17 protein-coding genes are annotated in these 14,409 nt (G+C 38.8%); 10 read left to right on the forward strand and 7 right to left on the reverse strand.

What is annotated here, in order from left to right; translation table 11 throughout:
• Nucleotides 1–152: 152 nt before the first annotated feature.
• Complete coding sequence (locus tag XEN7305_RS29210; RefSeq protein ID WP_158500461.1) at nucleotides 153–293, reverse strand: hypothetical protein; 141 nt, start codon at nucleotides 291–293, stop codon at nucleotides 153–155.
• A 155-nt stretch (nucleotides 294–448) separates the two neighbouring features.
• On the opposite strand from XEN7305_RS29210, the gene XEN7305_RS25565 reads away from it, so the two are divergent.
• The 4 genes from XEN7305_RS25565 to XEN7305_RS25580 all read left to right on the forward strand — a co-directional run bounded on the left by XEN7305_RS25565 (nucleotide 449) and on the right by XEN7305_RS25580 (nucleotide 3,367).
• Nucleotides 449–1,579 (forward strand): LptF/LptG family permease, encoded by a 1,131-nt coding sequence (locus tag XEN7305_RS25565; protein ID WP_006512454.1) that lies wholly within the window; start codon nucleotides 449–451, stop codon nucleotides 1,577–1,579.
• Between the two features lie 54 nt (nucleotides 1,580–1,633).
• Nucleotides 1,634–2,035 carry a YtxH domain-containing protein gene (locus tag XEN7305_RS25570; protein ID WP_052035244.1) on the forward strand — a complete coding sequence of 134 codons (402 nt, stop codon included), beginning with the start codon at nucleotides 1,634–1,636 and terminating at the stop codon, nucleotides 2,033–2,035.
• Between the two features lie 20 nt (nucleotides 2,036–2,055).
• On the forward strand, nucleotides 2,056–2,433 hold the full coding sequence (locus tag XEN7305_RS25575) for a hypothetical protein (RefSeq protein WP_006512456.1): 378 nt from the start codon (nucleotides 2,056–2,058) through the stop codon (nucleotides 2,431–2,433).
• A 130-nt stretch (nucleotides 2,434–2,563) separates the two neighbouring features.
• A complete protein-coding gene (locus tag XEN7305_RS25580) occupies nucleotides 2,564–3,367 on the forward strand; it encodes a TPM domain-containing protein (protein ID WP_006512457.1) in 804 nt (267 codons plus the stop codon).
• 72 nt (nucleotides 3,368–3,439) lie between these two features.
• On the opposite strand, the gene XEN7305_RS25585 is transcribed toward XEN7305_RS25580, so the two are convergent.
• Together XEN7305_RS25585 and psbH are read right to left on the reverse strand one after the other, a co-directional pair.
• Entirely contained in the window at nucleotides 3,440–3,721 is a 282-nt protein-coding gene (locus XEN7305_RS25585) for a TatA/E family twin arginine-targeting protein translocase (RefSeq protein WP_006512458.1), read from the reverse strand.
• Between the two features lie 117 nt (nucleotides 3,722–3,838).
• A complete protein-coding gene (gene psbH / locus XEN7305_RS25590) occupies nucleotides 3,839–4,042 on the reverse strand; it encodes a photosystem II reaction center phosphoprotein PsbH (RefSeq protein WP_006512459.1) in 204 nt (67 codons plus the stop codon).
• 84 nt (nucleotides 4,043–4,126) lie between these two features.
• Here psbH and psbN point away from each other — a divergent pair, with 84 nt between their 5' ends.
• Nucleotides 4,127–4,258, forward strand: a complete 132-nt coding sequence (gene psbN, locus XEN7305_RS25595; RefSeq protein WP_006512460.1) for a photosystem II reaction center protein PsbN — start codon at nucleotides 4,127–4,129, stop codon at nucleotides 4,256–4,258.
• Between the two features lie 17 nt (nucleotides 4,259–4,275).
• On the opposite strand, the gene XEN7305_RS25600 is transcribed toward psbN, so the two are convergent.
• The 3 genes from XEN7305_RS25600 to XEN7305_RS25610 form a co-directional block, all read right to left on the reverse strand.
• Nucleotides 4,276–5,211, reverse strand: a complete 936-nt coding sequence (locus XEN7305_RS25600) for an RluA family pseudouridine synthase (RefSeq protein ID WP_006512461.1) — start codon at nucleotides 5,209–5,211, stop codon at nucleotides 4,276–4,278.
• 18 nt (nucleotides 5,212–5,229) lie between these two features.
• The gene (locus XEN7305_RS25605) at nucleotides 5,230–5,790 is read right to left on the reverse strand and encodes a Domain found in dishevelled, Egl-10, and Pleckstrin (DEP) (RefSeq protein WP_006512462.1); all 561 of its coding nucleotides are present in this window, start codon (nucleotides 5,788–5,790) and stop codon (nucleotides 5,230–5,232) included.
• Nucleotides 5,791–5,908: 118 nt separating this feature from the next.
• Nucleotides 5,909–6,907 (reverse strand): aspartate carbamoyltransferase catalytic subunit, encoded by a 999-nt coding sequence (locus tag XEN7305_RS25610; protein WP_006512463.1) that lies wholly within the window; start codon nucleotides 6,905–6,907, stop codon nucleotides 5,909–5,911.
• A gap of 452 nt (nucleotides 6,908–7,359) precedes the next feature.
• Here XEN7305_RS25610 and XEN7305_RS25615 point away from each other — a divergent pair, with 452 nt between their 5' ends.
• From XEN7305_RS25615 to XEN7305_RS25625, 3 genes are all read left to right on the forward strand, one after another.
• Nucleotides 7,360–7,635, forward strand: coding sequence for a hypothetical protein (locus XEN7305_RS25615; RefSeq protein ID WP_006512464.1), 276 nt, complete (start codon nucleotides 7,360–7,362; stop codon nucleotides 7,633–7,635).
• 153 nt (nucleotides 7,636–7,788) lie between these two features.
• Nucleotides 7,789–9,201: an ABC transporter substrate-binding protein gene (locus tag XEN7305_RS25620; protein ID WP_006512465.1), complete on the forward strand. Its 1,413-nt coding sequence runs from the start codon at nucleotides 7,789–7,791 to the stop codon at nucleotides 9,199–9,201.
• 13 nt (nucleotides 9,202–9,214) lie between these two features.
• A complete protein-coding gene (locus tag XEN7305_RS25625) occupies nucleotides 9,215–11,497 on the forward strand; it encodes an ABC transporter substrate-binding protein (RefSeq protein ID WP_006512466.1) in 2,283 nt (760 codons plus the stop codon).
• Between the two features lie 190 nt (nucleotides 11,498–11,687).
• On the opposite strand, the gene XEN7305_RS25630 is transcribed toward XEN7305_RS25625, so the two are convergent.
• On the reverse strand, nucleotides 11,688–11,894 hold the full coding sequence (locus XEN7305_RS25630; RefSeq protein WP_006512468.1) for a hypothetical protein: 207 nt from the start codon (nucleotides 11,892–11,894) through the stop codon (nucleotides 11,688–11,690).
• A gap of 372 nt (nucleotides 11,895–12,266) precedes the next feature.
• Between XEN7305_RS25630 and XEN7305_RS25635 the strand changes: the two genes are divergently transcribed.
• Together XEN7305_RS25635 and XEN7305_RS25640 are read left to right on the forward strand one after the other, a co-directional pair.
• Nucleotides 12,267–13,115 carry a universal stress protein gene (locus XEN7305_RS25635; protein WP_006512469.1) on the forward strand — a complete coding sequence of 283 codons (849 nt, stop codon included), beginning with the start codon at nucleotides 12,267–12,269 and terminating at the stop codon, nucleotides 13,113–13,115.
• 183 nt (nucleotides 13,116–13,298) lie between these two features.
• Complete coding sequence (locus XEN7305_RS25640; RefSeq protein ID WP_006512470.1) at nucleotides 13,299–14,399, forward strand: Gfo/Idh/MocA family protein; 1,101 nt, start codon at nucleotides 13,299–13,301, stop codon at nucleotides 14,397–14,399.
• The last annotated feature ends 10 nt before the right edge of the window (nucleotides 14,400–14,409 follow it).

Raw genomic sequence — 14,409 nt, forward strand, 5'->3', positions numbered from 1 at the left:
AAGGATAAAACTACTTCTAACTTATCCCTTTAGGTTAAATTCCTCCACTTCTTTAAGTGGAACAGGGCATAGTGGTGAGTCTAATTCTCCCACTATGCCAGTTACCTTCTGCCTTCTGCCTTCATTCTTCTGCCTTCGATTTAAGAGGGTCATTACAGAGCGTCGTTTGGTTTCTCGGCTGCGCTGTAATCCATGGGCAGCATATTAACTCCCACAGATTCGAGGATGGCGTCTCTGAGGTTGCCTGGGGTGATTTGAGCAATCGCGATCGCGATCAATTTTGCGTTGGGCAAATCGTTTCAGGATAGCGATCGCAATAACGCGATGTTAGCCAAACTATGATTTCTGGACGTTCTGAGATTAAGAAGCCAAACTTAAGCCGTTCAGTTACCCATTACCCATTACCCATTACCCATTACCCATTACCCATTATCTATTCCGCTTTAAATTGAAATTTATCTTAGTCAAATTACCAATACTAGACCGTTATCTTTTTAGTCAGCTAATAATTTTCTTGATCTTTAGTGTTAGTTTATTTGCGGCCGTTGGCGTCACTATTGGTACAGTTTCTGAATTAACCTACAAAATCAACGAGTATAATTTACCCTTAAGTACTGCTATTTTGGTATTTATCCTCAAAATTCCTGAATATACCGCCTATGCCTTGCCGATCGGTACTTTACTTACTACGCTCTTAGTTTATGGTCGGTTGAATAGCGATCGCGAATTAGTAGCCTTTCGCAGTGTAGGTCTGAGCTTATATCGGATTATCACTCCTGCGATCGCCTTTAGTATTTTAATCACAGGAATTTCATTTTTCTTTAATGAACTAGTTGTCCCTGCAGCTAATTATCAAGCTAATTTATTACAAAGTTCTTTTTTAGAAGAAACAGAATTAACCCTACAAAGAAAAGATATTTTTTACCCGGAATATCAAGATACCACCGCACAAGATAAGGAGTTGAAACGACTATATTATTCTGAGAAATTTGATGGCAAACGACTAGTAAATATGACCATTATGACTTGGTCAAAAGATAGATTAAATCAGATAATCACCGCAAAATATGCTAAATGGGATCAAGACAAAGAAGTATGGCAATTAATTGAAGGCCAGGAGGAAAAATTAACTGGTAGTTTACTTTCTACCGAAGTCAAGCAATTTGATTATCAAGAGATATCATTACCTGCAACTTTTTTTGAATTGGTGAAAGTCCAAAGAAGCCCCGAAGAGATGAGTTTACGACAAGCAAAAAATTATTTGAACCTCATTATAGAAAGTGGCAGCGTAAAAAAAATTAAGTTGTTACAAGTAAGAATTCAACAAAAAATGGCTTTTCCTAGTATTTGCTTAGTCTTTGCCTTAGTAGGTGCAACTTTAGGCTCTGCCCATTCTACTATCAATAAATCTCAGGGTTTTGGCCTTTGTGTCGTGATTGTTTTTAGTTACTATTTGTTAGGATTCTTGAGTGGCTCTTTAGGTATTGCGGGCTGGCTCTCTCCCTTCTTGGCCGCTTGGAGCCCCAATTTTTTAGGATTAGGAATAAGCGGATGGTTATTAAAGTCTATTAATCATTAATTATCAATTATCGATTGATGATAAGCTGTAATGGCTGTAGATTGGACAAAGAGAATGTCAAGGCAAAATAAGACAGGTACCTTCATTGCTGGTTTGACCATTGGAAGTGCGGTGGGTACTCTTATTGGTTTATTAATTGCGCCCCGTACAGGAAAAGAAACCAGAAAAGTCATCAAAAAATCAGCAGATGCTTTGCCCGAATTAGCCGAGGATCTCTCAACTTCTATTCAACTACAAGCTAATCGTCTTTCTGAAGAAGCATTGGAAAACTGGGATGATACTTTAGCAAGACTCAAAAAAGCGATCGCAGCTGGCATAGAAGCGAGCAACTTAGAAAAAATGCCTCAAGACAGTCAAAATATGTCAACAATTGAGACAACTGCCAAACAAAACAGTCATACTAAAAAGGAAATATTTCCTCAATCCTCAAGTGAATCTTTTCAAGATTTCAACTAATTTTCAACTTGCCATAATTCATGTTCGATCCCTTATTCTGGTTAGAAATATCTTTATGTTTATTTGTCATCAGTCTTATAGCAGTATTGATTGCCACGCTCCCCACGATACAACAACTGACAAATACTGCTCGTAGTGCAGAAAAACTACTTGATACTTTAAACAAAGAACTTCCCGCAACTCTAGAAGCAGTTCGCTTAACAGGAAATGAACTTAATCAGCTCACCGAAGAGATTGATCAAGGAATTGGCAGTGCTACGAAAATCGTTAAACAAGTGGATCGCACCATCACCACGACGAAAGAGCAAGTCCAACAGGCCCAAACCGGAACTCGCAAAGTGTTTGTCGGCTTTAAAGCAGCTTGGAAAACTTGGAGAACAAACAACTCTGATCAATAATTAAGCGGGAGAGTGTTTAATTTTATTAAGCTATGATGGGCTAATCGTTTTAAGATAAGTAAAGAAATGTAACAATAATTAGAAACAACCAAAAATAATATTTATTAAGGAGCTTTAAAACACAAGGATTATGCAAAAGGGTTTTTATAAAAAAATATTCGTTAGTATTGCTGCTTTTTTAGTCATTTGCGCCACCTGGTTTACTCCATCCGCTTGGGCAGTAAATAATCCAGAATTGTTGCCTGATTACGTTACACCGGTTGTTGATCTGGCAAACTACTTACCGAGTCTTCAAGAAAAATTTCTGGTTGAGGAATTGGAAGAGTTTGAAGCCGAAACGGGTTGGAAAATGCGAGTTTTAACCCAATATGACCAAACTCCAGGAAGAGCAGTCATTAACTACTGGGGATTAGATGATAAGACCATCTTGTTGGTAGCTGATGGCAAAGGGGGCAATATTTTAGCCTTTAGTATCGGGGATGATGTGTATGAATTAATGCCTCGTACCTTTTGGATCGAATTACAAACGCGTTTTGGCAATATGTTCTACGTGCAAGATCATGGTGAAAACAACGCGATCGTTAATGCCATGAATGTAGTTAAGGGTTGTTTGGTAGCGGAAAATGGATGTAACGTCGTGCCAGGATTACCTAGAGAACAATGGATTCTGACTTTAATTAGCTCTGTGGTTGGTGGGGTAATTTTTGGCTTTGCGGGAATCCCTCGCGATGACAAACAGAGTTTTGCTTGGCAATGGGCTTTGATTATGTCTCCTTTGTGGGGAATTCTCTTCCTTGCTTTTGGAGTCGGCCCTGTTGTTACTAGAACTACTGATTGGTTACCCTTATTTCGTAATGTTTTAGGCTTTATGTTAGGAGCATTAGTGGCCTATTTGACTCCTACTTTTGCAAGATCGAACACATCCGAAACTTAATTGAAAGGATGAAGGATAAGGGATGAAGGATGAGGAAGAAGAGATAAGGAAAAGGAAGGAGCTTAGAGGTTTTTAGGCTTCTTCTTTAGCTGCTTGAGGGCTTGTAACTTCTGAGGAAACTTTGGCTTTTTCCTCAGTGTTGCCTTCCAACTGAGCATTCATTTGTACCGATTCTTCCATTTTTTGCGCTTCTTTTTTCAATTCAGTCTCAAATTCTTTAGAGGCTTCTTGAAAACTGCGAAGACTTTTCCCCAGACTACGACCAATTTCTGGCAATTTCTTCGGTCCAAAGACCAGTAAGGCGATAACTGCAATTACAGCCATTTCTGGTAATCCAATGCCAAAAACGTTCATGTTCTGAAATTCCCTATTTAGCTCAATCTTGTCTCTTTATTATGCCAGAAAAAAACCCCGATAAACGGGGAATAATCTTTTATCGCAAATTTTTAGTAGTTTAATGTTTGAAAAAATCTAGCGGCCTAGACTTGCCCAATCAACACTAATTCCTTCAAGTAATAGCGAAGAGTTATAAAGTTGTAGGATTATCAACAAAAATACTAAAAATAAGGCCATAAAAACCCCCATGACTGGAGTTGTACCCCAACCAGGAGCGACTTTACCATATTCAGAATTTAGTGGTTTTAGAAGATCTCCCAATCCAGTGCGCTGTGACATAGTTTACCAATAATCTATTTAAGATAATTTTCGTAATGTTCTGTAATATTATAAAGGAATAGTAATCATAATTTATATACACTTATGGAACCTGCAATAGTTCTTAGCATCACAATCGGTGCTGTACTTGTTTTTATCACTGGATACTCTATCTATACAGCTTTTGGTCCACCTTCAATGGAATTAGACGATCCCTTTGAAGATCATGAAGATTAGCGACTAGCCGCCTGAGTTTAAGTTAATGATACAGGGGGTGGGCAAATTAAATTCACTCTTTCATTACTTGTCGGATGAGTAAAAGCAAGGCGATGAGCGTGGAGATGATAACCACAATCCCCTGGAACAGCGACCTCGTCTTGTTTCATTTGAGGAATTCCCCCAACTCCGTACAAGGGATCTCCCATGAGAGGAAAACCCGCTGCCGCCAGATGGATTCTAATTTGGTGGGGGCGACCAGTTAGGATTGCGACTTGAATGATTGTGCTATCAGGATTTCGTTTAATAACTTGGCATTCGCTATGGGCGAATTTTCCTGTAGGAGTTGCTCCATAGACATAGCCAATATGGGGATGGGGAATTTTTCCAATGGGATTGGTAATGGTAAAGCGATCGCGGGGGACAACCCGGTCTACTTTGGCAAGATATATTTTCTGAATTCGCGGATTTGCCGATTGAGTTGTTTGGTGTGTCGAATTGCTTCTCATTTGGCGGCTCAGGCTGGATTTGCCTAGAGCTGATTTGGCTAGTAATAGTAAACCTGAAGTGCCCCTTCCCAAACGATGAATCGGCACAGGAGTATTTTGAGGGTAAATCTTTTTAATTTGCCAGAGCAGAGTGTTTTGTAGAAACCCGCCCCCTGGAAGCACAGGTAAGCCAGCTGGTTTTGCGATCGCGAGTAAGTCTGGATCTTCGTAAATAACTTCAAAATCGAGGGGAACAGTCGGTTCCAACCAGGGAAGGCGATGATAGGCGAGTTTTTGCCCTAATTGTAAAATTGTCTCAGCATCAACCCGCCTTCCATCCAGAGAAATCTGACCAGATATTATTTTTTTCCGCCATGATTCTTCATTGGAATGACGGTATCTTGCACTGTAATACTGCAATACTGTTTGTCCCACAGCCGATGGGGGCACTTGTTCCCGATAAGTCCAGCCTTGATTTAGTCCCATTAACTATGGGAGCCATAACTAGTTTTCATCCCAATAGAAACGATAGAACAAATATTTGTCTTGAAACTCTTCGCGATCGACAACATGATGAATCCATTTTTCTTCGACTAATCTTTTGCCAAGACTAACAGCCTGTTTTCTGGATATTGTAAGCTTTTCTTGCATCCAGGTTACGGCTTCACTCGCAACAAAACATTGCTGATAAATTCTGAGGTTGTAACGACGGTTCTTAATTTGTAAGCCCCCAATATTGCGCATTTTAGTGACCAATTCTTCTAAATTAATCTTTTGGACAATGTCTTGCTTTTCTTGATTATTCTGTAATTCAACAGTTTGGTCTTCAACCCAAATTGTAAAACCTGTTGGATCATTAACGACAAGATATGAGATTTCGCCTTTGGCATCAAGAAACTTTCCTCGGCAATATTCTAATGCTTGTTCTTTATGCTCTTGGGGAAAAAAGGATGTTTTGATATAAAGTAAACCCTCATGGACGACACCGGGAAGATGTTCTGTTTTGTCTGCTGTTTGGCGAATGAGGTTGCAATAGTTTATTTGCTGACTATCTAAAATTTTCATGTCGAGTGTAGATGATTAAACGAAATCTTCTAGTGGAATTCTCAACTTATATTGCCCAAAAATAACTGGTAACTGTTCACTGGTAACTGTTCACTGGTAACTGTTCACTGGTAACTGTTCACTGGTAACTGTTCACTGTATTAAGATTGCCAATTAAGTACAACAATGCCATGCGCACAGCAACTCCGCTTGTGACTTGTTCTGAAATTAAGCTTAACTTGGGATCATCCATTAAATCGGAAGTAATTTCTACGCCTCTATTCACAGGGCCAGGATGGAGTACTCTGACATCGGGGCGACATAGTTTTAGGCGATCGCGAGTGATCCCAAAATAATGGTGATATTCACGCAAACTAGGGATGAAATTGGCACTCATCCGTTCTTTTTGCAGCCGCAAAGTCATCACGAAATCAGCATTTTCCAGAGCAGGTTCTAATTGCCAATGAATTAATAATTTTCCTGGTTGATTATCATCTACTAAATCTAAAAAGAATTTTGGTAGAAGAGTTGGTGGGGCCGCTAAATGAACCTCAGCTCCTGCTGCTATTAAACTGTAAATATTGGAGCGAGCAACCCGAGAATGGAGAATATCGCCGACGATCGCAATTTTCTGGCCCGAAAGTAATTCTAATCGAGGATTATCGCGATCGAGGACAGCAGTAAGAGTAAATAAGTCCAACAAAGCCTGAGATGGATGTTGATGTAGTCCGTCTCCTGCATTAAGAATTGAAACTCCAGAATTGAGGCGATCCATTTCCTGTGCGATCGCTTTGGGGACTCCTGCTTGTCGATGCCGAATCGTCATGATATTGGCACCCATTGCCAGATAAGTCTTGGCTGTATCGAGAATAGTTTCTCCCTTAGTTAATGAAGAAGTGCTAGGAGAAAAATTGAGAATATCTGCCGATAGTCTTTTGGCGGCAAGTTCAAAACTACTGCGAGTACGAGTAGAAGGTTCAAAAAACATATTAGCGACTACTTGTCCTTGAAGCGCAGGCACTTTTTTGGTTTTTCTGGATAAGACTTCCCAGAAACTAGTGGCAGTTTGCAAGACAGTGTTATATTCGGTGGCTGTAAAATCTTCTAAGGATAGGATATGTCTGCGAGTCCAAGCCATACATTGTTTTTTTGATAATTTAATTTAAATAGGTAACAAGCGTCTTTTCAACTTATTTTCTCAACTCTTCCTCTGAGCAATTCAAGTTGTTAGGGTTAATTTTATCATTAACTTCTCCCCGTCTCCTTGTGCTGCGATCGTTCCGGGGTGTCTTATTGCTGTATTCTTTGTATTTCAAGGCTTACAGTGATTTCTCTTAAGTAAAATTACAGTATATAATTGTAGGTGAACAAAGTATTTTGCAGTGTTTTTGATGCCAAACTAGAGTTGTTGACTATTCGACTTATGATTCCCTAGAAGATACCCGTAGATTTTTTTATATATTTTTTACATAACTTCCCTTAATGATCACGGAAACTTTACATAACACTTAAGTAGCCGTGGATATACTGGGACTATCAAAAATTAAATGACTTAGCTCTCCTATCAATAATCAATTCATCAGCAAATTCATGGAAAACATCGGCGATTATCTAACCTCCATCCAGCAAGAAGTAGTTGCGGAGGAGAAAACAGTTAAAGTAGCAAGATTAATTATTCTTTTAATTAAAATTGAAAAAGAACTTAATACAGTTAAATCCACTTTAGTTAAACTACAAAATCATCAAGAGAAGTATAAAAAGGATTCTCCTTTATCAGGACAAATTCATCAGAAACTTGATACAGTCAATGACTTATTAGAAAAGATTCGCAAAGCTAGATTAAATTTGAACTTCTATTTTATCTAAAAGAGGATATCTCAAAAGGATATAGAGAAAAAATATGCAAAGCGATCAAAATCAGGCCTCAATGGTCTGATTTTTGCATAAGGATTTAAAATGTAAAACAAAATACAGTTAAAGACTTTCATCTCTAAACCCACGAACGCCAGATTTCCCGTAATGATTCGTCTAAAGAAACAAAAACCACGATATATTCTGATGTTGCTGTTATTTTTGCTAGCGGCAACTGCGATTTTTTATCGCAAATCCCAACCTAAAACTGAACTTGCCGAGATAAGTGAAGCCAATAATGCCCAAGAAATAGTTTCAGCAGAGACGGGAATCCTCACAATTTGGTGGTACACGGGCTATTTGGAAGCCGAAAGAGAAACATTATCGCAAATAGTTAAAGAATGGGAAAAAAAATATCGCAAAAAAATTAAGCTAGTATTTTTTGAAGAGACAACCTTACTTGACGAGATAGAAAAAGCTTTAATATCTGGTGCAACTCCAGATATCACAATAGATCGCACTCAGTTGGTCACCCGTTTAGCTTGGTCTGGTAAGCTCAAAGATGTTTCGGAGTTGATAGAGCCACTCAAAAATTCTTTCCCCGAACCGATTTTACAAAACGCTTATCAATACAATAGCCTAACCAAAGAAAAAAGTTATTACGCTGTGCCAATTCTCCAAGAAGGCATCTACTTACATTATTGGCGGGATTTGCTAACAGAATTGGGCTACAGTGATGCAGATATTCCCCAGGACTGGGATGGATTTTGGCAATTTTGGCTGCAAATACAAAAGCAATTATCGCCCCAAGAACAAGTTTTTGCCTTAGGATTTCCTTCCTCTCCTTTCTCCACCGATACTTTTTTGTTTTTTGAACATATTTTAGAAGCCTATAATGTTCAGGTTGTAGACTCTGAAGGTCGATTAACGATTGAGCAAACGCAAAACCGCCAGGGAATTATTAATGCGTTGCAATGGTGGACGCAATTCTATCAGGATAAATATATTCCTCCCTCGGCGATTGTTTGGGAAAACAGCGATAATAATGCGAGTTTTTACAATCGAATCGTCGCAATGACAGCTAATCCTACCCTTTCGATTCCTGCGGGGATAGCGGATGATCCAGATGTTTATTATCAGAAGTTAGGGACTTTGGCTTTTCCCAGAAAACCTAATGGTGAACCAATGACTTATATTCCCCGAGTCAGACAAGTTTTGGTTTTTGCCGATCGCAATTTGGTAGATGCCAAAAGTTTTTTATCATATTTTGTTCAGCAAGAGGTTTTACAAAACTACATTGAGGCTTCTGGGGGGCGTTTTTTCCCGACCAATCAAGATTATTGGAATTCTCCCTTTTGGAATAATTCGTCTGATCCCCATCTGGCTACGGTTTACCAAATGCTGGCGCAATCGAAGACTCGCCCCCATTATTTTAGTAATAGTCCTGCTTATATGGAAGTTTTAGAAGCTAATGTTTGGGGTCAGGCTCTTTATCGGATCATTGCTGACGGCATTTCTCCTGAAGTAGCAGGGGATGAAGCGATCGCGCAAATTCAAGAAATTTTCCAAAGATGGCAATAGGTCACAATCATTTATGAAATTTCAGAAAATTGTCCCTTGGTTAATGCTTGCATTATTGACATTGGCAACTGTGCTCGTGTTATCTCACTATCGCTTCAATCAAGAGAATATTGAAATTGCCCTTGTCGCTCCTCTAACTGATGTTGGCCCAACGATTTCTATTGGGGGCAACTCGATGATTAGAGGTGCGCAGCTTTATGTTGAGCAGATTAATGAAGCAGGAGGCATCAAGGGGAGAAAAATCAAATTGCGGGTATATGATGATAAAAATGATGTCAAAACAGCCACTGAAATTGCCCATCAGATAGTTGAGTCTCAGGCACTGGCCGTAATTGGACATTATAGTAGTGGCAATTCTTTAGCTGCGGGAAAAATTTATCAAGCCTATGGGATTCCCGCGATTACCGGTTCTGCTACTGCCGATGAAGTGACAAAATGGAACCAATGGTACTTCCGCTCCACTTTTTCTAATAGTGATCAAGGTCTATTCATTGCTAACTATGTCAAGAAAATTTTAGACCAACCTCAAATTACGATTATTGACAGCTCAGATATCTATAGTGCAGATCTCGCGGAAATCGTCGCTAGAGAATTTACTAACTTAGGGGGGGAGGTTGTTAATAAATGGGGTCTCAAAACAGCTCAAGATCGCGATTTAATCATTCAAAACTTGGTCGCTATCAAACAGCAAAACCAAGATCCAGGGGTTATTGTAATCACTGCTCATCGTCAAGAAGCTGCAATTTTAATTGCCAAAATGAGACTATATGGATTAGATTATCCAATTTTTGGAGGGGATAGTCTATCGGATATCTCTCTAGCTCAAAAATTTGTTGATACTCCTGAAAATCGTGATGATCCAGGATTTTTCACGAATAATATCTATGCTCTGACCCCAATTATCTTCGATATTTCTGAACAGACAGGTCAAGATTTTAGAGGTTTATACAAGCAGCGTTTTGACACCAGACCTGGTTGGATTGCCGCAGCTAGCTACGATGCGGCTAAAATCCTGATTACCGCGATCGCAGAATCATTGCAAGACAAAGAAAAACCCTTAGCCAAGGCAATAGATCAACATACATACCATCAGAGTCGTTACTTAGTTAAAGAATCCTTAGCTAATCTTCAGCCGATAGATACTACCATTGCTAATTCTTCACAGGAAAACCATTTTGATTCAAAGGGGAATATCCTGGTCTCCCCCTTAGTAGGCGTCTTTAATTACGATTCCTTAACTTCTGCCTATATTCAATTACATAGGATTCTCAATCTCAAATTAGTTAATAATTTGGCACAACAAATCGAACAAGGTAGCATTATTCAAGTTGGTTCTGAATATATGCTCCTAACCCATGTTGTTTATACGGGAGTTGACATCAATCAAGTCAGTAGCATTGATGAAAAAAGTTCTAGTTATCTCCTAGATTTTTATCTATGGTTTCGCTACCAGGGTGAAGATTTACATCCCGAAGATATTGAGTTTAGTAATTATAATGCCGAAGCTATGGATTCTGGGGAGACTTTAACCTTAGACGAGCCTTTAGAAGAAAAACGGCTAGGAAAGTCTGATTATAAGCTATTTCGCATGAAAGCAAGCTTTAAGGAGCAATTTAAGTTTCAAGATTATCCTTTTGATAATCAAACTTTAGCGGTTCGCTTTCGTCATCGTCATCTGACTAAAGTTCGCTTACTTTATGCGGTCGATAATATTGGCATGGAAGCTGTTACTACACCGGAAATTTTGGCAAAATGGGAGCAAGGTCAAGTTTTTGATGAGATTAGTGACTGGATTGTCAGAAAAGTTAGTTTTTACCCTGATACTTTAATCAATCAGTCGACCCTTGGCGATCGCCGTTTTGTTAATACTGATGCTAAGATTAAATATTCTCGTTTCAATGCCGCAATTAATATTACGCGAAATACCGTAAGCTTCACTATTAAAGAGTTATTGCCATTATTATTCTTTGTTGTAGTTAGTTATCTGGTGTTATTTCTGCCCTTTGAGAATATTTCTATTGACGCTGTGAGTGGTATTTTATTAGCGGTTGTTTTTTATCATCTTAGTTTGATTGAGAAACTACCAGATGGTGTCGGTTATGTAGTGACTCTCGATTATGCTTTTTATCTGACTTACGGACTGCTAGGATTGGAATTATTGCTAGTCACAATCGGTCATAGTAAGTTTTTTGGTCAAGAAACCACGAAAATTAAACAACTCATGATTTTTAGTCGCGTAGCTTTTCCGACTTGTCTGGCAATGAGCGTAGCCATTCTATTTTGGAAATATTTTTAATCTAATAATCTCAGAATTTTTAGTAAAATTTACCTCGATATTTTTTTCGTTTTACTGGCTCAGCATTATTTTGACCTTCAACCTCTGGAACTTCGACTTCATAATTTATGCCTCGATATTTCTTGATCATCTTTTTGCCTGATGACTGATTGTTGAGGGTTTCAGTATTGTTTTCTGTAGTCTTCTCGATCTAAATACTGAAAAATAACTTATGCTCCACTAAAATGATTTCTGAACTATCAATACTATATTCTTCAGTGACTTCTGGTATTTTATTTTTGTCTCTTTTAGATAGAACTTTTACTTTTTTATATATTTTATTTTCAAAGGTAATTTCCGAATCCTTTTTTACACTAATATTTTCCTGTTCTAAATCTTGGACAGTAAGAGTAATCATTAAAATTAACTATTTGCAATTGATCGCTATTTTTCTTAGCATTATTTATACCCATAAATGCCATGACAACCATCATTATCTTGTTAGGAATTCATCATAAAATAAAGTTTTGTCCCCGTAGATTTCGGTTTCTTAAATCACTACTTCTATTCACCAGCTTTAACCTAAGGTTTTAGTAAAACATCAATTTTCTTCGTTACTTAAGCCTAATTCAACATTTGTCGTTTAATAATGTTTGCTTATTCAAGAAATATTAAAGCCTAATCAATTGCACAAAACTTAAAATATGGAATTTCCCTGCACCCTTTGAAGTAATCTAAGAACATAATCAAGATTAAGTTTACAAAATACGAGCTTGTAGGTAGGCGAAAGATGCTGAAAAAGATTTTATATGCGGATTCTGGTGCGAATAATGCTCAAGATATGCTCAAGCAATTGCTAAAACTGCCCTCATTAAGCAGTTCAAAACTGTATATCTTACGGGTAATTTCTCCGAATACCAAAGAAAAAGAAACAGCAGCGATAGAGGCAGCAGAAAATAAGATTAAAGATCTAATCACTGATTTAAAAATTACGCCTAATTTAGTAGAAACTTTAGTGAGAGAGGGCGAAAAGAAAATCACTGTTTTGGAAGTCGCCGAGGAACTCAATGCAGATCTCATCATCATGGGTTCTAGAGGATTGGGGAAACTTCAATCTATTTTGGCTAACTCCGTGAGTCAATACGTTTTCCAACTGACAGGACGTTCTCTGTTGTTAATTAAAGATGATATTTATGTCAAGAGAATTAAAAGAGTTATGGTGGCGATCGATAAATCTCCAGCCGCTCAGTATGCTCTAGACGAGGCGATTAATCTATTTCAAGGCTATAGCGATGCCGAAATTTATTTAACCCGTGTAAATCCTGATCTCAAAGCAAATTTAGAAATAACTGCTGATGACATTGCCGCAAATCCCATACTTAGTAGAGCTGCGGCCAAAGTAAAAAGTCGAGGAATTGACTGTCGTTGTCTTTTGGTGGGAGGCAGACCAGCACAGCAAATTTGCGGTTTGGCATCGGATTATAATATTGATTTTCTTGTGTTGGGTTCTCCGGAACGTCGTCCTTCGGTGGCCAAGAATTTGCCTGATTTAGAACGCTTGTTGGGTAGTTCTCTATCTGACTATGTTCGGATCAAAGCAGAATGTCCTGTGCTTTTGGTGCGACAAGAAGAGAAGTGAATTTAAGGACAAAGAAAGAAGGAACAAGAAGAAGAGTAAGCCCTATGAGCTTGTTTAAGAGTTCATATTCTTTAGTTTCTTCCTTCTCCTTGTTGTATGAAAGGTAAATATGCTCTCTAATTCCCTATTGCCCTAATTCCCCATGACTTATCAAACCTATCAGAACTTTTTTGGATAACTACTATGGCCTCTTCAGGTAAAAAAATTGGTATTGCAGTTATTGGAACTGGTTTCGGAAAAAAAATTCATATTCCCGGCTTTCAACATCATCCTCGCACTGAAGTCGTAGCAGTTTACAATCGCGATTTGGGAACGGCAAAGGCGATCGCAGATTCCCATGGCATCCGCTATGCTCACAATAATTTGGACAAGATTTTGGCCTTGCCTGAAGTCGATGCTGTAAGCGTTACCACTCCGCCCTTTTTACACTACGAAATGGCCGGCGCCGCTTTAGAAGCAGGGAAGCATTTGCTATTGGAAAAACCCATGGCAATGAATGTTGAGGAGGTTAGAAAGCTCGATCGCCTGGCAGATTCAAGGGGCTTAGTCGCGATCGCAGATTTTGAATTTCGCTTTGTTCCTGCTTGGCAACTTTTAGCGGAATATTTGCAACAAGGATATGTCGGGAAAACCCGATTAATTAAAATTGATTGGATTGTCACTAGTCGTGCTGATCCCACCAGACCTTGGAATTGGTATGCTCGCAAAGATCGTGGCGGCGGAGCTTTGGGCGCTGTAGGCTCCCATGCTTTCGACTATATTAGTTGGCTATTTGGTGACGTGAAGCGCTTATCTGCTAATTTAACTTGCGCTATCCCCGAACGACCCGATCCGCAAGATGGCAATAGTTTAAAGCCAGTGGATGCAGATGATACTTGTTTAATTATGATGGAATTGGCTGATGGCACACCTTGTCAGTTATCTATAAGTTCGGTTACCTACAATGGTCGAGGTCATTGGGTAGAAATCTATGGTGATCAAGGCACTTTGGTTTTGGGTAGCGATAATCTCAAAGATTATGTTCATGGATTTAAACTCTGGGCTGCCCCCGCGGGAAAAACTCTTACTACTGTAGAAATTCCCAAGCGTTTAGCTTTTCCTCAAATGTTTAGCGATGGTCGTCTAGCACCTTTTATTAGAACAGTGGATCGTCTAGTGGAATCTATTGATCAAGGAAAATCTCTCACTCCTTCTCTAAAAGAAGGGATTTATTCCCAACTTCTGATGGACTTGTCTCATCAATCCCATAACAGTCGCTGTTGGGTGGACGTCCCGAAACTTTAGTTGATAAGAA

Source organism: Xenococcus sp. PCC 7305 (assembly GCF_000332055.1).
Lineage (GTDB): Bacteria > Cyanobacteriota > Cyanobacteriia > Cyanobacteriales > Xenococcaceae > Xenococcus.